This window comes from Streptomyces sp. NPDC005262 (assembly GCF_042872425.1).
Taxonomy (GTDB): Bacteria; Actinomycetota; Actinomycetes; order Streptomycetales; family Streptomycetaceae; genus Streptomyces.
This window is the reverse complement of record NZ_JBIAKK010000001.1, coordinates 189,901-215,603: the sequence shown is the minus strand read 5'-3', so window position 1 is coordinate 215,603 and position 25,703 is coordinate 189,901. Positions and strand designations below refer to the sequence as shown.

The window sequence follows — 25,703 nt, the reverse complement described above, 5'->3', positions numbered from 1 at the left end:
GTTCCGCGCCGCGAGACGATCCGGACCGGTCCGCAACCGTGCAGACCGTGTCTTCAGCCCCGCAGCGCCGCCTCCATGACGGACCTGGCGATCGGAGCCGCGCTGCCGCCCCCGCTGATGTCCGCCCGCTTCGCTGCGGCGTCCTCGACGACGACCGCGACCGCGACCACCGGCTGCCCCGAGTCCGGGGACTCGGCCCAGGAGATGAACCAGGCGTACGGCATACCGGTGTTGTCGATGCCGTGCTGCGCGGTGCCGGTCTTGCCGCCCACCGTCACCCCGTAGATCGAGCCGTTGGACCCGGTGCCCCGCTCCACGACGTCGACCATCATCCTCTGCAGCTGCGTCGCAGTACGCGGATTCATCGCCTGGTGGTAGGACCGCGAGTTGTTCTGATGGACGGTGGTGCCGCCCTTGGTGGTCGTACGGTCGACCAGATACGGGTACTTGAGCTCGCCGCCGTTCGCCACGGCCGACGCCACCATCGCCATCTGCAGGGGCGTCGCCGTCGTGTCGTACTGGCCGATCGACGACAGGGCCAGCTGGTCGTCGCTCATATCGGTGTCGAAGTTGCTCTTGGCCACCCCGGACGGGATCTTCAGCCCGGTGTCGTTGAAGCCGAACTTCCGCACCGCCTCCACCATCCCGTCCAGCCCTACCCGCACCCCGAGATGGGCCATCACGGTGTTGCACGACACCCGGATCGCCTCGGCGAGCGACGCCTCCTCACAGCCGCGCGCCTCGTTGGGGAGCGTGGTGCTGGTCCCGGGCAGCACATAGGGGGACGGGGTGTCGGTCGAGGCGTCGGGGTCGGTGACCACATCCGTGTCGAGTGCGGCCGCAGCGGTCACGATCTTGAAGGTGGAACCCGGCGGATACGTCTGGCGGATCGCTCGGTTCAGCATCGGCTGGCTCTCCGCCGCGTTGAGCTGCCGCCAGGCGTCGGTGACCGACGAACCGGTGCCGGAGAGCCGCCCCGGATCGTACGAGGGGGTCGAGACCAGGGCCAGGATCTTGCCGGTCGACGGCTCGAGGGCGGCGACCGCGCCCCGCCGGCCGCCCAGCCCGTCGTACGCGGCGCGCTGCATCGCGTCCTTGATGGTGGTCATGACGTTGCCGGCGGGCTGCTGGCTGCGAGTGATCTCGTTCCACAGGGGGACCGGGGCGAGCATCGGGTCGGTGCCGGAGAGGATGCCGTCCTCGGCGTTCTCGATCAGCGTCGTGCCGTACGTCTGCGAGGCGTAGCCGGTCACCGGTGCGTACAACGGGCCGTTGGTGTACGTGCGCTCGTAGCTGAGCTGCTCGCCGGTGTTCCGGGAACCGGTGACGGACTTCTTGCCGACCATGATGTCGCCGCGGGGCTGGTCGTAACGGACGATCGTCCGGCGGCGGTTGGCGGGGTTGTCGTTGAGTTCGTCGGCCTGGAAGACCTGGATGCGGGCGGCGTTCAGCAGGAGCGCCATGAGCAGCAGCAGACAGAACGCGGCGGCCCGCCGGATGTAGCGGATCACGACTGCTCCTCCGCGATCGGTGCGACGACCCCGGTCTCCACCTGGTCGGGGTGGGGTCTGCGGGCGACGTCGCTGACACGGATGAGTAGCGCCACGATGATCCAGTTGGTGACGACGGACGAACCGCCCTGGGCGAGGAACGGCATCGCCATGCCGGTCAGCGGGATCAGCCCCATCACGCCCCCCGCGATCACGAACACCTGGAGGGCCAGGATCGAGGCGAGCCCGATCGACAGCAGCCGCCCGAAGGGGTCGCGCAGGGCGAGGCCGGCCCGGTAGCCGCGGGCGACCAGCAGCGCGTACAGCAGGAAGACCGCGGTCAGCCCGGACAGCCCGAGCTCCTCGCCCGCCGTGGCCAGGATGAAGTCGGACTTGGCGGCGAAGCCGATGAGGATGGAGTGGCCGAGACCGAGCCCGGCACCGAGCATCCCGCCCGCGGCGAACGCGAACAGCGACTGGGCGAGCTGGCTGGGCCCGCGGCCCGCGGCGATGGTGGCGAACGGGTCGAGCCAGTCCTGCACCCGGCTGTGCACATGCGGTTCGAAGGAACCGACGACGAAGGCGCCGACGGCGGCGAGCAGCAGCCCCACCGCGATCCAGCCGGTCCGCCCGGTCGCCACGTACAGCATGATCACGAAGAGGCCGAAGAAGAGGAGCGAGGTACCCAGATCGCGTTCGAGGACCAGCACGCAGACGCTGAGCAGCCAGATCGCCACGATCGGGCCGAGCACACGGCCGGTGGGGAGCTGGAGCCGCCAGAACTTGCGGCCGGTGTAGGCGAGCGCATTGCGGTTCGCGGCGAGATAGGCCGCGAAGAAGACGGCGAGCAGAATCTTGGCGAACTCCCCGGGCTGGAAGGAGAATCCGCCGACTCGGATCCAGATCTTGGCGCCGTTCACGGCGGGGAAGAAGATCGGCACGATCATCAGGACGAGGGCGGCGGCGACGGAGAGGTACGCGTACCGCTGGAGCACCCGGTGGTCGCGGAGGAAGACGACGACCACGGTGAAGAAGGCGACACCGAGCGTCGACCAGATCAGCTGGGTGGGTGCGGCCTGGTCCTTGGGCGTCTCCAGATCGAGCCGGTAGATCAGTACCAGGCCGAGACCGTTGAGCAGGACGGCGATGGGGAGCAGCAGCGGATCGGCGAACGGGGCGCGGAAGCGGACGGCGAGGTGGGCGAGTAGGGCGAGCAGTCCCAGTCCGGCGCCGTATCCGGCGACGTCGGGAGGGACCGCGTCGTTGCGCGCGAGACCGACGGCGGCATAGCCGTACACGGAGATGAGGACTGCCCCGATGAGGAGCGAGAGCTCGACCCCGCGCCGCTTGGGCAGGCGTAGCTCGGGCGGGGGTGCGTCCGGCGTTGCGGTCATGCCCCGCAACGTAGCAAGAGGTGGACCTTATTTCCCTTATGTCGCTTCGGCCTGGCCGTCGCTGGTCGGCCCGTCGCGGTCGGCCCGGCCGCCGTTGCCGTCGCCGTTCCGGCCGGCCGGTTCGTCCTCGTCGAACCGCACGTACTCCGGGAGCGTCAGCCGAGCCTCCGCCCCGCCGTCCTCCGCATTGACGAGGACGAGTTCGGCGCCGATGACGGCCGACTGTCCGACGACGATGGTCAGTCCGAGCCCGTGGCCCTTGCCGCCGCCCTCGGTACGGAACCGCTGCGGACCGCCGGTCAGCAGATAGTCCGGGAAGCCCGGACCGTGATCGCGTACGGTCACCACCGGCCCGTCGACCGTCAGGACCACCGGCGGGCGGCCGTGCTTGTGTGCGTTGGCGATCAGATTGCCGAGGACCCGTTCCAGCCGCCGCCTGTCCGTCTCGACCTGCACCTTCCTCACAACGCTGCCGGCTTCCGCTCCCACGACGCGGATCTCGGTCTCCGTCCCCGACGCGCGCACCACCCGCTCGGCGAGCGGCGCCAGTTCGTGCACAGCGAGATCGACCTCCTCGGTACGGGCGTCGAGGCGGGAGATCTCCAGCAGATCCTCCGTCAGCGCCCGCATGGTGCGGACCCGGTCCCGGACCAGCTCGGCCGGCCGGCCGGGCGGCAGCAGCTCGGCGGCGGCCGAGAGGCCGGTCAGCGGGGTGCGCAGCTCGTGCGCCACATCGGCGGTGAAGCGCTGCTCGGCCAGCAGTTTGCGCTGGAGCGTGGACGCCATCGTGTCCAGCGCACCGGCGACGATCGCCACCTCGTCCTGCGGGCGCGAAGGGTCCGCCCTGCAGGGGTCGTCGACGCGGGCGTCGAGATCGCCCGCGCTGATCCGGCGGGCCACCCGGGCGGTCTGGTGCAGCCGCCGGGTGACCCGGGTGACGGCGAACGCGCCGATCAGCAGCGTCACGGCGATCGCCAGCAGCGAGGAGCCGACGATCGCCCGGTCGAGGCCGTCGATGGTGTGGGCGCTCATGCTGTAGTCGATCTCGGTGGCGAGCGCACGGCCGTCGGCCGGGCCCGCGGCCCACATGGCCGCCCGGCCGTGGGCGTCGGCGACGACGGTGCCCCGGCGCCCGCTCACGGCCAGGTCGCGCAGGGAGGCGGGCAGGCCGGCCGGGTCGATACCGGAATCCGGCGGGAGCACCTCGCCCGCCTCGTACGCCCTGGTCGCGTCCGCCAGCCGGGTGAGCGCCTTGTCGCGGGCCTCGCTGACGGTCTGCCGGGTCACCGCGGTATGCACCAGTACACCGAGCAGCGCGGCGAGGGCGCAGCACATCACGGTGATGAACACCGCGGCCTTCCAGGTGAGCGTCGCGGTCCAGGCGGGCGCACGCACTCCCCGCCGCCTCATCGCCGCCCCTCGGAGACGGCGGGCGACGGCGACGTCGCGGTCGGCTCAGAGCTGAGCTGCGCGCTCGGCCGGGCGCTGGGTTCCGGCTCCGGGGTCTTCCGCAGGATCTCGTCCTGCGTCGGCAGCATCGCGTGCTGCCGGTCGTCCCAGGACCAGACCGTCCGGTACTCGTACCCGGTGATCGCCGACGGCACCCGCATGATCACATCCCGGCCGGCCAGCTCCACGCTGATCACGGCGTCCGAGACGGCCATGATCCGGGTGAGCGCACCCGCGTGCGCCATGTAGACCCGGACGGAGAGCCGCCCGTCGCTCCGCCGTACGCCGAGCACCATGTCGTCCTTGCCCGTGCCCGTCAGATCGCGGTAGTACGGCTGCAGGACCGGGCAGGCGGCGGGCTCGGTGCGGCACGCGGTGATCCTCCGGACCGTGTCGGCGGGAAGTTCGTCCGAACCGCTGGACCGGCTGGTGGTGGCCATCAGGTCGGCCTGCACCACGGCGACCGGGTCCAGCGCGCGCACATCGCCGTGCGGGACCGTGATTCCGGGGATGCGCGCCGTCGCACCCTCGCCGTAGTCGTACGGAGCGGCGGAGGCGGGCGGCAGCTGGGGCCAGAGCCGGGCGGGCCCGACGGCGGTCGGGGCCGGTCCGGCGCTCTGCAGCCGGCCGCCGTCGGTGCCGCAGCCGGCAAGCAGCGCGGCGCCGACGGCGGTCACGAGGGCCGCCGTCGCGCGGCGCGTCACCCGACGCTGCGGGCGCATCGCTCGCTCCCTTCCCGGTCGTCCGGTCCATGAGTCCGCAGACCCGTGATCCATCGACCTTATTCGGAAGGAAGTCCTTTATGTCTTCTTGCTGCCGGTGAAGAGGCGGTTGTTCAGTGCTGGTAGGGGTTCTGACCGTCCTGCGCGTACCCCGGCTGCTGCTGCTGCGTCTGCCCGAACGGGTTGCCGTCCTGCGCCGCCACGTGCTGCGCCAGCAACTGGTCGGCCTGCTCCTTCGGGATCTTCTGCTCCCCGCCGCAGAACGTGCACTGCGTCGCGTACTTCGTCGAGAACGGGAACAGCGGCACGAAGAACAGCGTGAACTTCGTGACCCGCTTGCGCAGCGTGTGCGCGGCCGGGTTACCGCACCAGCCGCAGACAAGCGTCAGAACGGCCAGTTGATAGAGATAGCCTCGCGTACCAAAGATGATCACGTTGTGGGCCCTTTCCCCGTGGTTCCCTGAAGCGCTTGCCGGCAGAGTGCCAGCAGCTTTTCGTCCTCGTATGTGTCGTGGCTGCCGTACCCGCCGTCCATCGCGTTGTGACGGCGTGCGGAGGCGAGTTCGGCACGCAGCACGTGTGCCGCATCCGACCCTGCACCAGCAGCACCCATCCGCGCCAGGCATTCGGCCACCCGGACCCTGACAGCACGATTCTTCTCCCAGGCGGCCAGCATGACCGGCACGGACTCCTCGGCCCGGCCGGACACCTCCCACAGTGCGATCGCCGCATCCACCCGCAGCCACAGCTCGTCGTGCGAGAGCAGAGCCCGCAGCCGTGGCGCTGCCGCTTCCGCCCGGGCCCCCAGCCCGCCCAGCGCGGTCACCGCCGACCGCCGCTCGTGCGCATGCTCGGCCCGGAGCCCCTCGAGCAGCACCGGCAGCACGGCCTCCGCATCCCCGTCGACCGCCCACAGCGCCTGCGCCGCCTCCGTCGCCGCCGCGGTCCCGGGGCGGCGGATCAGCGCCCGCAGCTCAGGTACGGCGCAGTGCGCGGCGGAGCCGAACGAGCACAGAGCCCGCAGCGCCGATGTCCGCAACCACTCCCCGCGATACTCCGGCGCACCGCGCAGCACCCGCAGCACCTCCGGCGCAGCATCGCCCGCCCGCAGCGCGGTCAGCCCGCAGAGCAGCGGATTCGCCCGGTCGTACGCCCCCTCGTCGAGAGCGATCTCGCCGAGCCTGCGGCGCAGCACCCCGGCCAGCGGCGACGCTGCCGCCCCCAGATATCCGATGGCGAACCCCACGTCGTGCGGCACCTCGGGACGCTCCAGGGCGGCGGCCAGCGCGGGCAGGGCCCGGGCGTCACCCAGCCGGGCCAGCGCCTTCACCGCGCTGCCGAGTCCCGGCGGTCCGCTCGCCCACTCCTTCACCCAGTCACCGGGGTCCGCCGCCACCCGCGTCGCCAGGGCGTCCGCGGCCGGTGCGGCGAGCCCGAAGAGCTCCTCAAGCACATGCGAGGCGGCCTCGGCCAGTTTCGGCTCCGGGGAATCGAGCTGTTCGCCCACGAGCCGGACCAGCTCCTCGTACGAACCCCGCCAGGCCCGAATCAGCCCGGCGCTCATCCGCACGGCGTCGATCCGCTGCCGCAGGTCGGGGCTGCGCAGCTGATCGGTCAGCAGCGCAGTCCGGTCGGCGACCCGGTCGTCGAGCCCGACGTGCAGTGTCCGCAGCAGATCCGCCGTCCAGGGGGCGGTACGTCCCGCGGACTCGGCGGCGGACAGCGCCCGCAACTGACCCACCAGGGTCACCGGCGCGCCTCGCTCCTCGGCGGCGTCGGCGGCCGGACCTGGATCGTCGCCGGGCCCGGCGGTGAGCACCGGATCCGCCTCGCCGGCCCCGTCGGCTGCGTCGGCTGCGTCGGCCGGTGTCGCGCGCAGCCGTCGCAGCAGTTCCGCCACCTCCCGTACGACATCACCGGGCAGTGCTTCCGGCGCGCACCGGGCCAGCTGGGCGAGGGCGGCCAGCCGCAGTCCCGGCGGGTACGACTCCGCGGCGAGCCGGCTCAGCCAGTCGGCCACCTGCCCGGCCAGCGGGCGGTGCCGCAGCGCGACGCGCCCGGCGGCCTCCACGAGCGCGAGCCGCACCTCCTCGTCCGGCTCCACCGGCAGCCGCTCCCGCAGCAGGGCGAGGACCCGCACGGGGTGGCCGTGCAGGGTGGCGAGCGCCAGCGGCGCGGCGAGCCGCACTCCCGGGTCCTCGTCGGCGATCAGCTCGAAGAACACCCCGGCGCCCGCGGTGACGGCGGCGGCCGCCATCGCGTAGTTGGCCGCGCCCTCGATCTCCTCCTCGTCGAGTTCTTCCTCGTCGTCCTCGTCCAGATCGATGCCACCGATGCTGGTGAGCAGCTCTACGATGCTGCCCCGGTCCTGGATCCCCGGATCCGCGACCAGCTCGAAGAGAAACGGAATGCAGGCAAGCGTGCAGGCGTACACATCGCCCTGGTGGTGCACGGCCCCGTACATGCCGTCCAGCGCCCCCTCGCGCTCCGCCGGATCGGCGGACGCCAGCCCCCGCAGCAGCCCGGGCACATCGTCGGCAGGCCCGTACGCGTGCTCCATCGAGGCCCATTCGACCTCGTCGATCCCTGCGAACACGCCATCGCCTCCCCACGTGACCTCACGAAGCAGTGTCTGCGCAGAGTGTGCACCACGGCCCGGACAATCCACCCGCCACATGCAGCCTTTTGCCCGCACGGACGCCGGCGGCGGGCACCGTGGCCCCTGAACAGGTCCGACGGACTCCGCTCAGGGGACGGCAGGCAGCGGCCGGGCCCGGTCCGGATCGGTCAGCGGGCCGAGCAGATCCCCGTACCGCTCCAGCCGCCCGGCCATGTCGGCGGCCAGAAAGACCAGTTCGGCTGGTGTCCGGCAGCCCTCGATCTCCGTCCAGGTGACGGGCGCGGAGGCAGTCGGTTCGGCCCCGGCCCGCAAGGTGTACGGAGTGGCGGTGGTCTTCGCCGCCGCGTTCTGGCTGAAGTCGACGAACACCTTTCCCGGCCGCAGCGCCCGCGTCATCCGGTGCACCACCAGGTCCGGAAGATCCTGCTCCGCCTCCACGGCGAGCCGTTTCGCGTACGCCGACACCCGATCGGCGGGTGCCGGCTCCACCGGTACGAGGAGATGCAGCCCCTTCGACCCCGAGGTCTTCCCGTACGCGGTCAACCCGTCCGCCGCCAGCCGCTCGCGTAGCCACAGTGCAACCCGACAGCACTCCACGACGGTTGCCGGAGCTCCGGGATCGAGGTCGAGCACCATCCGGTCGGCGATCCCCGGATCATCGGCCTGCCACTGCGGCGTATGGAACTCCACCACCAGGTTCGCGGCCCACATCAGCGACGGCAGGTCCTGCACGACCACCTGCCGGCTCTGCTGTGCCGCATACCGCGGCACCTCGGCGATCCGTACCCAGGACGGCGTACCGGGCGGCGGGTTCTTGGTGAAGAACCGCTGCCCGTCCGGCCCGTCCGGATAGCGCAGGAAGGACACCGGCCGGTTGCGCAGATGCGCCAGCAGGGCGTCGGCCGCCGTGACCGCGTAGTAGTGGAGCACCTCGCCCTTGGTGGTCCCGGTGGCCGGATACAGCACCTTGTCGAGGTTGCTGAGCGCCAGGCGCCGCCCCTCCACCTCCGTGATCGGCGTCATACGATAAGAATCACATGATTCCAGGATCTTGTGGAATCAATCGCCATCTATCGATACCTGTCGAAATCTCCAGGGACAACAGGGGTGAACGGTGAGGTCCATTTGGAACGGCGCGATCTCCTTCGGGCTGGTCAGCATCCCGATCAAGCTGGTCAACGCGACGGAGAGCCACTCGATCTCCTTCCGTCAGATCCACCTCGCCGACGGCGGCCGGATCCGCTACCGGAAGGTCTGCGAACTCGATGAGCAGGAGGTGACGGCCGCCGAGATCGGCAAGGCGTACGAGGATGCCGACGGCACGATGATCCCGATCACCGATGAGGACCTGGCCTCGCTCCCGCTTCCCACCGCCAAGACGATCGAGATCGTCGCATTCGTCCCGGCCACCGAGATCGACCCGCTCCAGATGGACGCGGCGTACTACCTCTCCGCCAACGGAGTCCCGGCGGCCAAGCCGTACACCCTGCTGCGCGAGGCACTGAAGCGGAGCCGGAAGGTCGCCGTCGCCAAGTACGCACTGCGCGGCCGTGAACGTCTCGGCATGCTGCGCGTGGTCGACGACGTGATCGCCATGCACGGCCTGCTCTGGCCCGACGAGATCCGTGCCACCGACGGCGTGGCCCCGGAGTCGGACGTCACGGTCCGTGACGCCGAACTGGACCTGGCCGACGCCCTGATGGCCACCCTCGGCGAGGTCGACATGGACACGCTCCATGACGACTACCGCGAGGCGGTGGAGACCCTCATCGCCTCGAAGGCCTCCGGTGAGGCGTTGCAGCCCGCCGCTTCCGCCGAGCCCGGCGGCGGCAAGGTGATCGACCTGATCGCGGCCCTGGAGAACAGCGTCCGGGCGGCGAAGGAAGCCCGCGGCGAGGAGCCGGAAGAGGCGGAGGGTGCCCCGGTGGCCAAGGTCACCTCACTCGCCGGACGCAAGAAGAGCGGTGGAACCGGGGCAAAGAAGAAAGCTGCCTCCACGACGAAGAGCACCGGCCGGAAGGCTGCCGCGAAGAAGACGACACCGGGCAGATCCCCCGCCAAGAAGACCACCGCACGGTCGGCGACGAAGTCGGCCACGAAGAAGACGACGGCGAACACGGCGGCAAAGACAGCGAAGTCGGCGGCCGGCACGAAGCCGGCGGCCAGGAAGGCATCCCCCAAGAAGCGCGCCTCGGCCTGACGGTTGGTCGATGAAAATCGGACGAAGTGAGCCAATGGGCACGGGTTGCTGGAAAGTGTTAGAAATGGCGCCATGGTCGACCATTCCGACCGATCCCGGAGCAGATCGGCTCGGTCACTGAGCGGCAGGCGTCCGCGAAGCGTAGCCCGGCAGGTGTTCGTCCTGCAGGCGGTGGTCATTGTCCTGCTCGTGGCGGGTGCGGTCGTTGCGCTGGTCCTCCAGTCGATTCACGACGCCGAGATCGAGGCGGAGCGCCGTTCGGTGGCGGCGGCGGAGTCGTTCGCACACTCTCCGGGGATCGTGGACGTGCTGAAATCTCCCGATCCCTCGAAGGTGCTGCAGCCGCTCACCGAGAAGGCGCGGAAACTGGCCGGGGTCGACTTCATCGTGGTGACGGACACCAACGGGATCCGCTACACGCACCCCCGCCCGGAGCTCATCGGGAAGAAATTCGTCGGCAACATCAAGCCCTCGCTGGAGGGTGAGGTCCACGTGGAGGACGTCCAAGGACCCCTCGGCCACGAGGTCCAGGCGATCGTCCCCGTCAACGCTCCCGATCACTCGGTCGTGGGCCTGGTGTCCGCAGGTCTCAGGGTCAAGAACGTCGCCAACACCGTCAGCAGGCAGCTGGTGGTCATCTTTGCCAGCGGTGCCGCCGCGCTCGCCCTGGCCACGGGCGGGGCTGCGCTGGTGGCCAAACGGCTGCGCAGGCAGACCCATGGGCTCGATCCCGCCCAGATGACACGCATGTACGAGCATCATGACGCGGTGCTGCACTCCGTCCGCGAAGGAGTGCTCATCGTCGGACGCGACGGTCGGCTGCTGCTGGCGAACGACGAGGCCGAACGGCTGCTCGATCTGCCGCCGGACGCCCAGGGACGCCCGGTCCAGGACCTGGAGAGCCTCGACCCGGCCACGGTGGAACTGCTCGTCTCCGGCCGCGTGGCCACGGACGAGGTGTACCTGGCCGGGGACCGGATGCTGGTGGTGAACCAGCGGCGCACGGACCACAACGGAGGCTCCCTGGGAACGGTGGCGACCCTGCGCGACTCCACCCAGCTCCTGGCGCTGTCGGGCAAGGTGGATGCGGCGAACGAACGCCTCAGGCTGCTGTACGACGCGGGGCTGGGCATCGGCACCACCCTGGACGTGGCGCGCACGGCCGAGGAACTGGCCGAGATGTCCGTCCCCCGCTTCGCGGACTTCGTCACCGTCGACCTCGCCAATGCCGTCCTGCTCGGGGAGGAGCCGACCGGCACGGCCGCCGACATGTGCCGCGTGGCCGTCAGCGGTATCCGTGACGACCACCCGCTCTACCCGCGCGGCGAGCTCATCACCTTCCTTCCCTCCACGCCCCAGGCTCGTGGATTCGCCGCCGGCCGGTCGGTGGTGGTGCCCGACCTGGCCTCCGCACCCGGCTGGCGTGCTCAGGACCCGGAACGCACGGACGACGTCATCGCGTACGGAATCCACTCACTCCTCACGACGCCACTTCAGGCACGGGGCGTGGTTCTCGGCATGGCCAACTTCTGGCGCTCGCGGGAAGCCGGAAAGTTCGACGAGGAGGACCGGTCACTCGCCGAGGAGCTGGTCGCCCGCGCGGCGGTCAGCATCGACAACGCCCGCCGGTACGCCCGCGAACACGCCCTGGCGGTCATGTTGCAGCGCAGCCTGCTGCCGCGCGCCCTGCCCGAGCAGAACGCCCTGGACGTCGCCCACCGCTATCTGCCCGCACAGTCGGGAGTCAGCGGTGACTGGTTCGATGTGATCCCGCTGTCGGGCAACCGTGTCGCTCTGGTGGTCGGTGATGTCGTCGGCCATGGACTGCATGCCGCCGCAACCATGGGGCGGCTCCGCACCGCGGTGCACAACTTCTCCACGCTCGATCTGCCGCCCGATGAGCTCCTAGGCCACCTCGACGACCTCGTCGACCGCATCGACAGGGAAGAGGGGAGCACGGACGTCGGTGTCGGGGTCGTGGGAGCGACCTGCCTGTATGCAATCTACGATCCGGTCTCCCGGCACTGCACCATGGCCCGCGCCGGGCATCACCTCCCCGCGCTGGTCCACCCCGACGGCCGAGTGGACTTCCCCGACCTCCCTGCCGGGCCGCCGCTGGGGCTTGGCGGCATGCCGTTCAAGACGGCCGAACTGGATCTTGCCGTAGGTGCTCAGCTGGTCCTCTACACCGACGGGCTGATCGAGGACCGCACCCGGGACATCGATGTGGGGATGGAGCTGCTCCGCCAGGCTCTGGCCCATGCCGGCCGGTCGCCGGAAGAACACTGCCGGGCGGTGCTCGACGCACTCCTTCCCACCCAGGCCCAGGACGACGTGGCACTGCTCATCGCCCGCACCTGCGCGCTCTCCGCCGACCAGATCGCCGAATGGGATGTTCCGCTCGACCCCGCCGCGGTGGCCGGGATACGCGCCGCCGTCGCCGAGAAGCTCGACGAGTGGGATCTTTCGGAGCTGGCGTTCGCCACGGAGCTGATACTCAGCGAGCTGATCACGAACGCCATCCGTCACGCCTCCGAGCCGATCCGGGTGCGGCTCCTGCGTGACCGCAGCCTGATCTGCGAGGTGTCCGACGGCAGCAGCACCTCACCCCATCTGAGGTACGCGGCGGCGATGGACGAGGGGGGCCGCGGGCTGTTCCTCGTCTCGCAGATCGCCGAGCACTGGGGCACGCGGTACACACCTGAAGGCAAGGTCATCTGGGCGCAGCAGCCTCTTCCCGGGGCCACGGACAGCCTCTGAGGGGCCCAACGGCGTGATCACGTCCTCCGGGCCGGGGCGCATCTGCCGAGGCCGGCCGCACACACTGCTGCCCCGGGGCCGAAGCCCCGGGGCAGTCCTACGCGTCGATCCTGTGCGTCGGTGTCAGCGGTACGAGTTGATGTAGCCGGCCGCCGGAGTCCCGACACCCGTCACATCGTCGTACCCCTTGACCGCCTTGAGCGAGGCGTCCTTGCCGAGGCTCCGCACCGACGTCAGCAGACCGTCCGCGGCGTCGAAGCCGTTGGCGAAGTCGACCCGGGCCACCGCGAGGTCACGGCCTGCGCCCAGCGGGTGGTCGGTGACGTCGTGGTACTTCGTCGAGCCGTACCGGGCATAGATCGCCGGGTTGGCGAAGCCGAGCGGCCGGCCGTGCTGGGCCTGCTGCGCGAGGGCCTGGACGCCCGCGATGACCGGGGCCGCCAGCGACGTACCGCCGATGCGGTACTCGTCGTAGCCGAGCGAGCCGTCGGGCAGCGTCTGGGTCTGACCGACCAGGAAGCCGGTGTTCGGGTCGGCGACCGCCGCGATGTCCGGGGCGGTACGCATCCGGCGCTTGCCGTTCGCCTGCGCGAGCGCGTCCGGGACGATTCCACGCTGGTAGGACGGCTGCTTCACGGTCGAGCTGGTACCACCGCCCGCGCCCGAGGTGTAGGCGCCGGGGAAGCCGGTCCAGCTCTTGCCGTCGTCCGCGAGGGACGCCTTCAGCGTGCCCCAGCCGGTCTCCCACTGGTAGGCGTCGTGCTTGCCGACGGCCAGCGAGGTGCCGCCGACCGACGTCACCCAGGCGGAGTTGGACGGGACGTCGATCTGCTTCGTGCCGGTGGACGCGACGTTGTCGCCCGCGTCACCGGAGGAGAAGTAGAAGCCGATGCCCTCGGCCGCGCCCATCTTGAACACCTGGTCGTACGCGGCCGCGACGTCCGGGGTCTCGTTGGCCTCGACGTCGCCCCAGGAGTTGGAGACGATGTCGGCCAGCCGGTGGTCGACGATCTTGTTGAGCGAGTCCAGCAGATCGGCGTCGTAGCAGGACGCGCCGCCCACGTACACGATGTCCGCGGCGGGCGCGACCGCGTGCACGGCCTCGACGTCGAGGGTCTCCTCGCCGTACCAGCCGGACGCCCCGCACTCCTCGGTCTTCGTGTAGTCGTCGGGCAGCACCTGGCGGAGCTGTCCGCGACCGTACGGGGCGTCGCCGTTGCGCTTGGCGTACTCGGCGGCGTCCTTCGCGATGGTCGGCGAGGCGTACGCGTCGGTGATCGCGACGGTGACGCCCTTGCCGGTCCAGCTGCCCGCACCGTACGCGGCACGCAGCTGCTTGCCCGTGTAGCCCTTGACCGCGTACGGCACCTTGGTCCCGTACGCGCTCGGCAGCGACCCCGCGGTATTCGAGCCGTAGTACGAGGAGAAGGGGCCCGCGTTGCGGAAGACCGCGTCCGGCGGCGGCAGTGTCTCGTCGTGGCTCGACTTGTGCGGCGCGTTGTCCAGACCGGAGACCGCCAGGACCGAGTCGCTCAGCCCGGCCGGCACGGAGGCCGTCGAGGACGGGGCGCGATAGGTCCGGCTGCCCTTGCGGTAGTTGCGCAGCTGGGTGCTGAACGCCTTCTCGGCCGCGGCGACATCGCCGGTGGCGGAGACGTAGTGCTGGTTGGCACCGGTGACGGTCAGACCGTTCGACTTCAGCCACTGGCTGACCTGGTCGATCTGCTGCTGGGTCGCCCCGAACCTGGCCTGCGCCTCCTCGGCGCTCAGATACTTGCCGTACGAGGAGGAGTGCGGGTCGGACACGGCGGCGGCGTAGGCGGCCAGCCCCTTCGCGTCCCGCCCGGCGAGATGGACCCGGACACTCACCTTGCCGCTGTCGGCCGTGGCACCCTGGTCGGCCTGGGCGGTCGCCCAGGCCGGCTTGGTGCCCTGCAGTGCGTCGCGCCCGCCGGGCGCGGAGTCCGCACTGGCGGACGGTATGCCGAGGGCGAGTGCACCGGCGAGCAGCGGCAGTGTCGCTGCCATGCTCAGCCCGGCGCGACTTCTGGCGCGGCTGATTCTCATGTAACCCCCTGCGATGTGGTTCTTCGCGTGTGGAGCATGTGCCGGATGATGTGCACATGTAATCCGTCACTCTGGCGAGGAACCGTTTACGTAAGGGGCATGCATTCACCAAGAAACTGTCAAGAGGCGCTGAGTTAAGGGCAGTTCAGGTCGATAAGAGAAGGAATGCACCTGTCCGGATCCGACTGCCCGGTATCGGCGTCCGCTTCACCGGGAAGAGGACGCGGGGGAGAAGCTGATCGGATCGGACGGTGAGGGCAGGCCGAGCCCGTACGGACTCTCGACGACGTACGTACAACTCGAGTACGTGTAGCCGGGCCTGATGCGCGACCCCGACGAGTAGCTGTCCACGTCCACGCTCGCGCCCGTGCCGTGCTTGTAGAGGAAGTGGTACTCGCCCGCCGGAAGCTGCAACCGCGCCTTCGGATAGTTCCTGCCGCCGGCCTTGCTGCCGCCGGCCTTGCAGGCGAACATCGACCCGGACACCTCCGTCCCGTACCGCTTGCAACTGCCGCACGCCTTGAGCGTGACGCGGCCGGTGACCGGGCCGGTGTAGAGGATCTCGACACCGCTCGGGGCGTCGTTGCTGATGACGAGTTCCATCCGGGAGCCGCCCGGACGCCCGGTCGGCGGCAGCCGCCTGCCCGCCGCCGGCCGGTCGTCGGCGATCTCCGCGGCGATGGCGATGTCCCGGGCCCGAGCCCTGCGCCCGTCCTTCCGGTAAGTGGTGGCGAACTCCGTCAGGGTCTTCCGCGCCTCGGTGAACTGCTTCTTCCTGAACTGGTCCACCCCGCAGGCGTACGCGCCGTTCTCGATCCCCCGGTCGGCCTCACCGGCCCGGACGGAGACCGACTTCTCCGGCATCGACGCCACGCTCGCCCGGATCCCGCGCAGCGTCTCGGTGGCCGAGCAGGGACTGCTCCCGCTCACCGCCCGGGCCTGCTCCGAGATCTTCCTGGAGACGGCCGGCCCCACCTTCCCGGCCTGCACCGAACCGGGGAACGTACGCAGCAGCTCGGCCAGCTCGCCACCCGGCGACCCCACCACCGGGTCACCCAGCCTCGACACCCCGCACGCGTACAGCGAGGTGGCCAGCGGGCCGTCGGGCCAGCCGGCGAGGTCGCCCAGCAGCTTCGGGTCGATCGACTCGGGCACGGTCCGCAGATAGGTCAGCGGCGCGACGGCCTCGCAGTGCCTGCCCTGCCGGTACGGAGCGGCGACCGCCGCGTAGTACGCCTTCAGCCGCTCCGGTACGAGCCTCCCCGCCCTCGACCCCGCGTGTTCCTCACCGAGATCGCGATAGACGGCAAGGGCGGAACGGTAGTCGGCCCGGGCGGCATCGAAGGTCCGTCCCGAGGCGGCCCGCACGGTCCGGTCGCTCTCGTCCAGCCGGTCGAGCAGCCTCTGCTCGACGGCCTCGTCCTGTGAGGAGCCGTAGAACACCACGCCGCCCGCCGGCGCCGCCAGCAGCACCAGCCCGGCCCCGGCCGCCACCACCGGCCGCCACGACCCGCCGACAGCGGTACGACCAGCACGAGCACATACCCGACGACCGGACCCGTGGCCACGCCGTCGGGGTCGGCGGGCAGCGCCACGAGCAGCAGCACACCCGTCGCCACCCAGCACAGGACGGCTCTGAACCACCGCCCCGTCAGGGCATAGCCGAGCCCGAGACCGGTGAGATTGAGCAACCCGGCGGCCACGGCACGCAGCGCGGCGCCCGGTGGCGGCGGCCCCACGGTGGGCGGACGGGAAGGCGGTGGCGGTACGGGAGGAACCGAGCCCGGTCGGAAAGCCTGATCGTCCCAACTCATCCCGGCCCCCCAACCGTTGGGCACGGCACCCCTGACCGCACCCGGCTTCACCACCATCCTCGCCGCCACGAACCGTGTCAATCGGGCGTATTCGCCCCGGATCCGCCCGGCATCCGCCCCGGATCCTTCGTCCGTCGGTAGACTCCGAGGTGCCGCGACTGGCGCGCACTCCGGCAGGGGTGCTCCGTGGAATCGACCACGAGGAAGCGGCACACTCCGGGCCTGCCCGGAGGCGTTACCGCCGGAGAGCCGTCCGCCTGGGCATCCGGGTCCACGCCGCAGCAATGCGCCAGACCCGGGAGGACCCTGTGACGACACCCGAGAATCGCCGCCCCGCCCTTACCGCCACCGATCCGGAGCTCGCCGCCCTCGTCGGTGCGGAGGAGCAGCTGCAGGCCGACACCCTGCGCCTGATCCCCAGTGAGAACTACGTCTCCGCAGCGGTTCTGGAGGCCTCCGGCACGGTCCTCCAGAACAAGTACTCCGAGGGCTACCCCGGCAAGCGGTACTACGAGGGCCAGCAGATCATCGACCAGGTGGAGACGGTGGCCGTCGAACGGGCCACGTCCCTCTTCCGCATGGACCACGCCAATGTGCAGCCGTACTCCGGCTCGCCCGCCAACCTCGCCGTGTACCTGGCGTTCCTCGAGCCCGGCGACACCGTCCTCGGCATGTCGCTGCCGATGGGTGGTCACCTCACGCACGGCTGGGGCGTCTCGGCGACCGGGACATGGTTCCGCGGGGTGCAGTACGGCGTCCGGCGCGACACCGGCCGGATCGACCTGGACGAGGTCCGCGACCTGGCCCGCGCCGAGCGACCCAAGGTGATCTTCTGCGGTGGCACCGCGGTGCCCCGGACGATCGACTTCGCCGGCTTCGCCGAGATCGCCCACGAGGTCGGCGCCGTCCTGGTCGCCGACATCGCCCACATCGCAGGCCTGATCGCGGGCGGCGCCCACCCCTCACCCGCCCCGCACGCCGACGTGGTCTCCACCACCACCCACAAGACCCTGCGAGGCCCGCGCGGCGCGATGCTGCTGAGCCGGGCGGAGCACGCCCGTGCCATCGACCGCGCCGTCTTCCCCGGCCTCCAGGGCGGCCCGCACAACCAGACGACGGCGGCGATCGCTGTAGCACTCAAGGAAGCCGCAACCGCCGACTTCAGCGCCTACGCCCACCAGGTGGTCGCCAACGCCCGCGCCCTCGGCGAGGAGCTGGCGTCGCGGGGCTTCGACCTGGTCTCCGGCGGCACGGACAACCACCTTCTGCTGATCGACCTCACCGGCAAGGACGTGCCCGGCAAGATCGCGGCGAAGGCCCTGGACCGGGCGGGGATCGTCGTCAACTACAACACGGTCCCGTACGACCCCCGCAAGCCCTTCGACCCGTCCGGCATCCGCATCGGCACCCCGGCCCTGACCTCACGCGGCATCCCCGCATCCGAGATGGGCACGGTCGCGGAGTGGATCGCCCGGGTGGTGGAGGCGGCACGTACGGACGACGAGGCGACGGTCGCCAAGGTGCGCGCCGACGTGAGGAACCTGATGGACGCCTACCCGGCGCCCGGGCTGCCGGTGGGCTGAGGGGCCTCGGGCTGCGCGGCGGGGCTGCCGGTGGGCCGAGGGTCTCCGGAAGCCGCGGCGGGCAGCCGGGCGATGAGCAGGGCCACGTCGTCGTGGTCGCCGGGCCGGCGCAGCGCCCGCAGGAGCAGGTCGCAGGTCTCCTCAAGATCGCGGTGCGGACCCGCGAGCAGGGACAGCAGGAGATCCAGCCGATCGTCGATGGCCTGGTCGCGGGTTTCGACCAGGCCATCCGTGTAGAGGACCAGCTGGTCACCGGGTGTGAGGCCGAGGCGGGTGGTACTGAAGGGGACCCCGCCCACGCCGAGCGGAGCGCCGGTGGGCAGGTCGAGCAGTTCGGGGGTGCGGCCCGGTCGCATGAGGACCGGCGGCAGGTGCCCGGCCAGCGATATGTCGCACGTGCCCTCGTGGGGGTTGAACACGGCGTAGACGCAGGTGGCGATGGTGTGTTCGATGCCGGCGGTGGCCCGGTCGAGATAGTGCAGGACATGGGCGGGATCGAGGTCGAGCTGTGTGAGCGTGCGGGTGGCGGTGCGCAGCTGGCCCATGGTGGCGGCGGCGTCGATGCCGCTGCCCATGACATCGCCGATGACCAGGGCGGTCTTGTCGTCGGCCAGCGGGATGACGTCGAACCAGTCGCCGCCGATCTCACTGGTGGCGCCGGCGGGCTGGTAGCGGGTGGTGATCTTCAGACCCAGCCGGTCGGCCGGCCGTTCGGGCAGCAGGCTGCGCTGAAGGGTCAGGGCGGCGTGCCGCTGGCTCTGGAACAGGCGCGCGTTGTCGATGCATACCGCCGCGCGGGCAGCCAGCTCCCCGGCCAGGACGACATCGTCCTCGTCGAAGGGCCTCGGGTTGTCGGCACGCATGAGGCCCACGGCGCCGATCACCTCGCCACGGGCGATCAGCGGCACCGCGAGGTAGCAGTGCACTCCGGCTGTGGCCAGCATCTCGGCGCATTCGTCGTCCCGGGCGACGCGGCGCAGATCCTGGCGGGTCACATCGGTCTTGAGGACGGGCCGGCGGGTGTTGACGCACTGGGTGATCAGACGGTTGGAGTCGTACTGGGCGTAGTCACCGGTGGGATCGACGGCGCGAGTGGCCACGGTGGGGTGGGCCGACACCACCGCCAGCGCCCTGAACCGTGCCGCGCCGACGGCATCTCCGCTGTTGCGGTGGCCGTGCAGGATGCTGTCCAGCACGTCCACCGTGGCCAGGTCGGCCACCTGTGGCACACAGACCTCGGCCAGCTCCCGGGCGGTCTGTTGCAGGTCGAGGGTGGTGCCGACCCGCACCGACGCGTCGGCGACCAGAGCCAGCCGGTGCCGCGCCCGGGCGGCGTCGGTGGCCGCTCGGTGCTGCTCGGTGACGTCCACCACGGAGGTCGCGAGTCCGAGCACCTGCCCGCCAGGGTCCTCCAGCCGGTAGAAGGACACCGACCAGGCATGGTCCTGGTCGTCGTCGTCAGGGGTGCGGCCGACGACGAACCGGTCCAGCAGAGGTGTGCCGGTGGCCAGGACCCGGCGCATGTCCGACTCGATGGAATCCTCGTTGGCGAAGGGCAGCGCCTCGCTGACGGCGCGCCCGACCTGCTCGTCGGCGGGCAGACCGTCGACGCGTGCCAGTACCGGGTTGACCAGCACGTACCGCAGTTCGGTGTCCATGACCCCCAGGCCGATCGGGGACTGTGAGACGAGCCGTATGGACAGTGCCAGATCCCGCTCCACGCGCTGCAGCGTCGCCTGGTCGGTGGCAATGCCCAGCGCGTAGTAGCCGCCGTGGTCGTCCTGCAGCCGCATGTTGCGAAATTCCACCAGGCGCGTGCTGCCGTCCCGGTGCAGGACCGGGAAACTCCCCGACCAGCGCTGTCCGCTCTCCATCACCCGGGCGAACAGCTCGATCACCGTCTCCAGGTGCTGTTCATCGACCAGCAGCCGGCCCGCGAACGTCCCCAGCGCCTCCTCGGCGGAGTAGCCGAACAGCTCCTCGGCCTGCGGGCTCCAGAAGACGATCCGCCCGCTGTCATCGAGTACCACCGCAGCCAGGCTCAGCAGATCCAGCAGCCCGCTCGGCGCTGATGCCGTTCCTGGCAGGCCCAGCCCTGCCAGGAACGCATCGGTCGTACTCATCCCCGGGCACCCCTTCCGCTCGCCTCCACGGCGGCAGTTCCGTCCGGCCGAGCCCGTACTGCTCCCTTCGCCTCGCTGCGGCCCCTCCATTGTCTCTTCGAACCGGATACCCAGCACTCCACCGCCGATGTGCGGTCGTGGGTGCGACGAAGCGGAAGGCCGTCGTCGACACTCCGGACCACCCGAGGGAGCCAGTGCCCGGCCCGTATCCGACAGAAGGCTCTCCGATCCGGCGTCATGCCTGATCAGACGGCCCTCAGGGCCGCTTGTCCGGATCGCGCCGGGCTCGCGGCGCCCGGCCGCACATCCGCCGCGTAGTCGTCGGTCACCGACGCTCGGCGTGGGCTCACTCGCGAGCAGTGGCACACAACGACGAAGGGTCGGACCCAGTGAGACTGGGTCCGACCCTTCGTGCTTGGCACTTTGCCTGGTCAGCGGGTTGATCACGCTGTCCGGACTGCGGTGCCCCCGGCAGGATTCGAACCTGCGCACCCGACTCCGGAGGCCGATGGGGGCAGCTGTCTGTGACCGGACGGCCCGGACAGTTACCGTTTGGACCGCCCGGGTCGTTGTTGCTGGTCAGCGATCCAGTGCACCTTCGGTGCGCGCCGCCCCTGGGCTTGCGCGCCGCTAAGCCGCTGCAATGGCGCACGGGTGCCCGCCGTTGCTGGCTGTGTCAGGCAGTTGCTAACGGATCAGTCGTACCACTTGACTGCGACTGCGCTCGAGTCGTAGGTGCCGATGTAGAACTCTGCGCGATTGTTGTCGCCATCGACGTAGCCGCCGATTCCTCTGACGATCCAACATCCGGCCCCGGAGACCGATGTCACGAAATCATCGTCGTTCGAGGGGTCGTACTCCCAAAGGTCGTAGTCGTAAAACTTACTGCTGCCGGTGGAGATGCAGAACTGGAGGTCGCCACCAGTCGACAGTGCCTGGCCCGAGCGGGAGTAGTCCTGACCGTCGGCGGGGAAAGCCGTGGTGCCCACGTAGTCCCAGCCTGAGCTTGCCTGGGCAGGCGTGGCAGAGAGCAAGAAAGTGCCCCCCACGGCTACCGCAACCGTTGACTTGGTGACGAAGCTACGCAGACTCATTCGTTCCCCCACGTTCCATACGTTCAGGACATGACAATTTTTAGCCATAGTCACACTGGAGTGCGACAAAGAGTGCCTGCCAGCAGGGAGTGGATCTCGATGCCGGAGCGCCACCTGGGAGCGCTCGAAAGGCAAGGGCGCCCCTTCGCGGCGGCAGAACCTGCGGCAGAGTAAGCCGGACTATAAACCACCTTGATCTTATGTGTACAGGCCCTACGTTTCATGCATAGGCGACATACACGCCCCCTTGCGGCGCTCCCATCGCGGTGGCCGCCGGGTGCGGCGTCGAGCTGTCGGGGCGGTGTGCGAGCCTCCGGGCGTGAGCTATGACTTGGCTGTTTGTGAAGGCGAGCGGCCGGCGGCGGACGACAGGACCGCAGGCCGAGTCTTCACCGACCTCTACGACCGCTACCTCGACTCGAAGGTGGACCATCCTCCGACTGAGCGCAGCGCGGCCTACGTTGCCGCGCTTCAGGCGTACGTGACCGCCCACCACCGTGGGCGTGGGCTTCTGCACCACGTCAACCCGCGGATCGGTCTGCGCGAGGACGACTTCCGCGAGCTCACCGACTTCGCCCGGCCCCTGGACACTTCACGGGCCACCGGCTGAGCCCAACGCCAGCCGATCAGGCAGCTGTGTGCTCAGTCCCGCCAGCATAGCGGGACAACCTTCAGGCAACGGGAAGCCCTTCCCTACGCTGCCGCCGGACAAGACCGATTCGCCGCTGGCCCACCGGCCGTACGACTTGCGGCACACGTGCATCACCAACTGGCTGAACGCCGGCGTCCCTGTGGCGGAGGTGTCCCGCCGCGCCGGGAACTCGCCGGAGGTGGTGCACCGCCGGTACGCGGGCTGCATCGACGGACACGAGGAGCTGAACAACCGGAAGATCGAGATGTCCATGGGATGGGTTGAGGAGATCAGCGAGTGAGCTGCGATCAGCCCTGAAAACCCACTCGCCACTCACTCGCGATCAGTGGCACACAACGACGAAGGGTCGGACCCAGTGAGACTGGGTCCGACCCTTCGTACTTGGCACTTTGCCTGGTCAGCGGGTTGATCACGCTGTCCGGACTGCGGTGCCCCCGGCAGGATTCGAACCTGCGCACCCGGCTCCGGAGGCCGATGCTCTATCCCCTGAGCTACGGGGGCGTGTCACTGTCTTGCTCTGCGACGGGTGAAACACTACCAGCTTCCGCGGGGTGTCCGTGAACAGGTATTTCCACGCGGTCACCGTCCGAGCCGCGTCGGCCGCCATGCCCTCCGCCGTATCGTCCGCCGGGTCGTCTGTGCGCCACTCGGCCGCCACCCGTCCGGGGCTGGAAATGGGCAAAACCCGGACGCAGCCCCTACCTCCCACCTACTCTCGGAGTGTGTCAGGGGCGTGTGGCCGCGTGCTTGTTGTCGACGACAACAAGGTCATCCGGCAGTTGATCAGGGTCAATCTCGAGCTGGAGGGCTTCGAGGTCGTGACCGCGGCCGATGGTGTCGAGTGCCTGGACCTGGTGCACCGGGTCCGCCCCGATGTGATCACCCTCGATGTCGTCATGCCCCGCCTCGACGGCCTGCAGACCGCCACCCGCCTGCGCTCCGATCCGCGGACCAGACATCTGCCCGTCGCCATCGTCAGCGCCTGTACGCAGTACGAGGTTGACAACGGTGTCGCCGCGGGCGTCGACGCGTTCCTGGCGAAGCCTTTCGAGCCGAGCGAGCTGGTACGGCTCGTACGGCAGTTGGCGAACAGGGAGGCCCCGCCGTCGCTCGACGGCAGACAAAGCGCCGGGAAGGCCGAGAGCGCCGCGGGCTGACCGCATGGCGAAACCGGGTCGCGGAGCGCCCCCCTCCCTCCCATACGCTTGTCCCGTGACCCCCGCCGAGCTCTCCAGGACCGTGCTGCGCGCCGTGCGTCGCGCGGTCGACGAGGAAGCCTTGCGCGCGCCCGTGCCCGCGCGCGTGCGGGTGGAGCGGACACGGCCCGGCGGTAGCGGGGACTACGCCTGTGCCGTCGCACTCCAGCTGGCCGGTGCCGCCGCGCGGCCGGCCCGGGAGGTCGCCGAGATCCTGCGGGACCGGGTCGACGGAGCACCCGGGATCGGGCGCGTCGAGGTCACCGGGCCCGGATTCCTGAACTTCACGCTCGACGCGTCGGCGGATGCCCGGGTGCGCGACGCACTCGTGCACGATGTGCTGGCGCGAGGGGTCCGGTACGGGCACGGGGACGCGCTCGCCGGGGACATACTGCAGTTGAACCATGCCCGCGAGGTCCGGGCCGCGGTCACCGCCCACGCGCTGCGCACCATCGCGCGTACCCAGGGCGCGCTGGTACGCACCGGCTGCGACGGGTCGCCCGACCCCGAGTGGGCACGGCTGGGGGTCGACATCGACGCCCCGGGGGAGCCGGCTGTGTCGCCCACCGTCGTCCGGCCTCTTCCCGCCGGCGCCGCCGCGAGCGAGCTGCTGGAGCGGCTCGGACCCGATGCGGTCCGGTGGGGGCTGCTGCGGCCGGCCGGACACGACCGGGCCCCGCTCGGCGACGAGCTGCTCGTACAGAGCGCCGGCAATCCGCTGTTCCTCGTCCGTTACGCCCAGTCCCGGGCCGGCGCGCTCACCCGCGGCGCCGCGCTCCTCGGATTCGACAGCTCGTACGACGAAGATGTCGACGCACCCGCACTGCTGCATGCGCTGGCCGACTACCCCGAGGCCCTCGCCGCCGCCGCCCGCCACCGCGCGCCGGACCGGCTCGCCCGGCATCTCGAAGACGTCGCGCACGCCTTCTTCGACTTCCAGGACTCCGCGTCCCCGTTGCCCGTCGGCGACGAGAAACCCTCGGCCGCCCACCGCTCCCGGCTGGCCGTCGCCGAAGCCGCCGGGACGGTGCTCGCAGGCGGCCTGTCCCTGCTCGGTATCAGCGCAACCGAACACCTCTGAAAGATCCGAGAGAGCAGAGCAACACCATGAGCCGATCCGCACACCCCGCCGGTCCCCGTCACGCCGACGTCCTGACCGAGGGGCACTACACAGCCCCGCCCGCCGACCTGAACGTCCTCGACGAGAAGGTCTGGGCCCGCACCGTCTCCCGTGACGCCGACGGTGCCGTGACCGTCGGCGGGATCGAAGTGGCCCGGCTGGCCGAGGAATTCGGCACGCCCGCCTACTTTCTCGACGAGAGCGACTTCCGTGCCCGCTGCCGTGCCTGGGCCGACGCGTTCGGACCGGGCGCGGATGTCTTCTACGCCGGCAAGGCGTTCTTGTCGCGCGCGGTCGTGCGGTGGCTCAAGGAGGAGGGGCTCAACCTCGACGTCTGCTCCGGCGGCGAGCTGACCACCGCGCTCGACGCCGGTATGCCCGCCGAGCGCATCGCCTTCCACGGCAACAACAAGACCGTCGCCGAGATCGAGCGGGCCGTCCAGGCCGGTGTCGGGCGGATCGTCCTCGACTCGTTCCAGGAGATCGTCCGCGTGTCGCACATCGCGCAGCGGCTCGGCAAGCGGCAGCGTGTCCAGATCCGGGTGACGGTCGGCGTCGAGGCGCACACCCACGAATTCATCGCCACCGCCCACGAGGACCAGAAGTTCGGCATCGCGCTGGCCGGGGGACAGGCCGCCGAGGCAGTGCGCCGGGCGCTCACGCTCGACGGGCTCGAGCTCATCGGCATCCACTCGCACATCGGCTCGCAGATCTTCGACATGGCCGGCTTCGAGGTCTCCGCCCGCCGGGTGGTCCAGCTCCTCGCCGAGGTGCGCGACGAGCACGGTGTCGAGCTGCCGGAGATCGACCTCGGCGGTGGTCTGGGCATCGCCTACACCTCCGACGACGACCCGCGCGAGCCGCACGAGATCGCCAAGGCGCTCGGCGACATCGTGACCCGCGAGTGCGAGGCGGCCGGCCTCGCCACCCCGCGGATCTCGGTCGAACCCGGGCGCGCGATCGTCGGTCCGACCGCGTTCACGCTGTACGAGGTCGGCACCATCAAGCACCTCGAAGGACTGCGCACGTACGTCAGTGTCGACGGCGGCATGTCGGACAACATCCGGACCGCGCTGTACGACGCCGAGTACAGCGTCGCGCTCGTCTCGCGCCGCTCCGACGCCGATCCGATGCTCGTACGTGTCGTCGGCAAGCACTGCGAGAGCGGTGACATCGTGGTCAAGGACGCGTTCCTGCCGTCCGACCTCGCGCCCGGGGATCTGATCGCCGTGCCCGCCACGGGCGCCTACTGCCGCTCGATGGCGAGCAATTACAACCACGCGCTGCGCCCGCCCGTCGTCGCCGTGCGCGACGGAGAGGCGCGGGTGATCGTCCGGCGCGAGACGGAGGAAGATCTCCTGCGTCTTGATGTCGGCTGATGAAATAGATGTCTCAGGATCCGGACGGGTGACAGGAACT

General features: G+C 70.3%; 19 protein-coding genes, 1 tRNA gene and 1 riboswitch. Of the genes, 8 read left to right on the top strand and 12 right to left on the bottom strand.

The window, feature by feature from the left end; translation table 11 throughout:
* Positions 1-53: 53 nt before the first annotated feature.
* From ACFYP5_RS00885 to ligD, 7 genes are all read right to left on the bottom strand, one after another.
* Positions 54-1,511 carry a peptidoglycan D,D-transpeptidase FtsI family protein gene (locus ACFYP5_RS00885; RefSeq protein WP_389028780.1) on the bottom strand — a complete coding sequence of 486 codons (1,458 nt, stop codon included), beginning with the start codon at positions 1,509-1,511 and terminating at the stop codon, positions 54-56.
* Positions 1,508-2,884: an FtsW/RodA/SpoVE family cell cycle protein gene (locus tag ACFYP5_RS00880; RefSeq protein ID WP_329160833.1), complete on the bottom strand. Its 1,377-nt coding sequence runs from the start codon at positions 2,882-2,884 to the stop codon at positions 1,508-1,510. The genes ACFYP5_RS00885 and ACFYP5_RS00880 overlap by 4 nt, the downstream gene beginning before the upstream one ends.
* A 36-nt stretch (positions 2,885-2,920) precedes the next feature.
* Positions 2,921-4,294: an ATP-binding protein gene (locus ACFYP5_RS00875; RefSeq protein WP_389028777.1), complete on the bottom strand. Its 1,374-nt coding sequence runs from the start codon at positions 4,292-4,294 to the stop codon at positions 2,921-2,923.
* Positions 4,291-5,055 carry a hypothetical protein gene (locus ACFYP5_RS00870; RefSeq protein ID WP_389028774.1) on the bottom strand — a complete coding sequence of 255 codons (765 nt, stop codon included), beginning with the start codon at positions 5,053-5,055 and terminating at the stop codon, positions 4,291-4,293. Before ACFYP5_RS00870 ends, ACFYP5_RS00875 begins: the two co-directional genes overlap by 4 nt.
* 113 nt (positions 5,056-5,168) lie before the next feature.
* On the bottom strand, positions 5,169-5,489 hold the full coding sequence (locus ACFYP5_RS00865) for a zinc-ribbon domain-containing protein (protein ID WP_389028771.1): 321 nt from the start codon (positions 5,487-5,489) through the stop codon (positions 5,169-5,171).
* On the bottom strand, positions 5,486-7,651 hold the full coding sequence (locus ACFYP5_RS00860) for a HEAT repeat domain-containing protein (protein ID WP_389028769.1): 2,166 nt from the start codon (positions 7,649-7,651) through the stop codon (positions 5,486-5,488). The genes ACFYP5_RS00865 and ACFYP5_RS00860 overlap by 4 nt, the downstream gene beginning before the upstream one ends.
* Before the next feature lie 150 nt (positions 7,652-7,801).
* Entirely contained in the window at positions 7,802-8,698 is an 897-nt protein-coding gene (gene ligD, locus ACFYP5_RS00855) for a non-homologous end-joining DNA ligase (RefSeq protein ID WP_389028766.1), read from the bottom strand.
* Between the two features lie 91 nt (positions 8,699-8,789).
* Between ligD and ACFYP5_RS00850 the strand changes: the two genes are divergently transcribed.
* Together ACFYP5_RS00850 and ACFYP5_RS00845 are read left to right on the top strand one after the other, a co-directional pair.
* Positions 8,790-9,875: a Ku protein gene (locus tag ACFYP5_RS00850; protein ID WP_389028763.1), complete on the top strand. Its 1,086-nt coding sequence runs from the start codon at positions 8,790-8,792 to the stop codon at positions 9,873-9,875.
* A 72-nt stretch (positions 9,876-9,947) separates the two neighbouring features.
* Positions 9,948-12,635, top strand: coding sequence for a SpoIIE family protein phosphatase (locus ACFYP5_RS00845; RefSeq protein WP_389028760.1), 2,688 nt, complete (start codon positions 9,948-9,950; stop codon positions 12,633-12,635).
* Between the two features lie 123 nt (positions 12,636-12,758).
* Here the strand turns inward: ACFYP5_RS00845 and ACFYP5_RS00840 are convergent, their stop codons facing one another.
* Complete coding sequence (locus ACFYP5_RS00840; RefSeq protein ID WP_389028757.1) at positions 12,759-14,702, bottom strand: protease pro-enzyme activation domain-containing protein; 1,944 nt, start codon at positions 14,700-14,702, stop codon at positions 12,759-12,761.
* Positions 14,703-14,909: 207 nt separating this feature from the next.
* Positions 14,910-16,196 carry a hypothetical protein gene (locus ACFYP5_RS00835; RefSeq protein WP_389028754.1) on the bottom strand — a complete coding sequence of 429 codons (1,287 nt, stop codon included), beginning with the start codon at positions 16,194-16,196 and terminating at the stop codon, positions 14,910-14,912.
* 464 nt (positions 16,197-16,660) lie between these two features.
* Positions 16,661-16,786: riboswitch (ZMP/ZTP riboswitch) on the top strand.
* A 14-nt stretch (positions 16,787-16,800) separates the two neighbouring features.
* Between ACFYP5_RS00835 and glyA the strand changes: the two genes are divergently transcribed.
* Entirely contained in the window at positions 16,801-18,099 is a 1,299-nt protein-coding gene (gene glyA / locus ACFYP5_RS00830; protein WP_389028752.1) for a serine hydroxymethyltransferase, read from the top strand.
* On the opposite strand, the gene ACFYP5_RS00825 is transcribed toward glyA, so the two are convergent.
* Complete coding sequence (locus ACFYP5_RS00825; protein WP_389028749.1) at positions 18,069-20,222, bottom strand: SpoIIE family protein phosphatase; 2,154 nt, start codon at positions 20,220-20,222, stop codon at positions 18,069-18,071. The genes glyA and ACFYP5_RS00825 overlap by 31 nt on opposite strands.
* Before the next feature lie 695 nt (positions 20,223-20,917).
* Positions 20,918-21,316, bottom strand: a complete 399-nt coding sequence (locus tag ACFYP5_RS00820) for a hypothetical protein (protein ID WP_389028746.1) — start codon at positions 21,314-21,316, stop codon at positions 20,918-20,920.
* Between the two features lie 319 nt (positions 21,317-21,635).
* On the opposite strand from ACFYP5_RS00820, the gene ACFYP5_RS00815 reads away from it, so the two are divergent.
* Positions 21,636-21,926, top strand: coding sequence for a hypothetical protein (locus tag ACFYP5_RS00815; protein WP_389030799.1), 291 nt, complete (start codon positions 21,636-21,638; stop codon positions 21,924-21,926).
* A 28-nt stretch (positions 21,927-21,954) separates the two neighbouring features.
* Complete coding sequence (locus ACFYP5_RS00810; RefSeq protein ID WP_389028743.1) at positions 21,955-22,248, top strand: hypothetical protein; 294 nt, start codon at positions 21,955-21,957, stop codon at positions 22,246-22,248.
* A gap of 149 nt (positions 22,249-22,397) precedes the next feature.
* Here the strand turns inward: ACFYP5_RS00810 and ACFYP5_RS00805 are convergent.
* Positions 22,398-22,469: transfer RNA gene (locus ACFYP5_RS00805), tRNA-Arg, on the bottom strand.
* Positions 22,470-22,642: 173 nt separating this feature from the next.
* Between ACFYP5_RS00805 and ACFYP5_RS00800 the strand changes: the two genes are divergently transcribed.
* From ACFYP5_RS00800 to lysA, 3 genes are read left to right on the top strand one after another with little or no spacing between them, the layout of a single operon-like run.
* The gene (locus ACFYP5_RS00800; RefSeq protein WP_389028740.1) at positions 22,643-23,125 is read left to right on the top strand and encodes a response regulator; all 483 of its coding nucleotides are present in this window, start codon (positions 22,643-22,645) and stop codon (positions 23,123-23,125) included.
* A 55-nt stretch (positions 23,126-23,180) separates the two neighbouring features.
* Entirely contained in the window at positions 23,181-24,245 is a 1,065-nt protein-coding gene (gene nrtL / locus ACFYP5_RS00795; RefSeq protein ID WP_389028738.1) for an ArgS-related anticodon-binding protein NrtL, read from the top strand.
* A 26-nt stretch (positions 24,246-24,271) separates the two neighbouring features.
* Positions 24,272-25,663 carry a diaminopimelate decarboxylase gene (lysA, locus tag ACFYP5_RS00790; protein ID WP_389028735.1) on the top strand — a complete coding sequence of 464 codons (1,392 nt, stop codon included), beginning with the start codon at positions 24,272-24,274 and terminating at the stop codon, positions 25,661-25,663.
* Positions 25,664-25,703 lie beyond the last annotated feature (40 nt).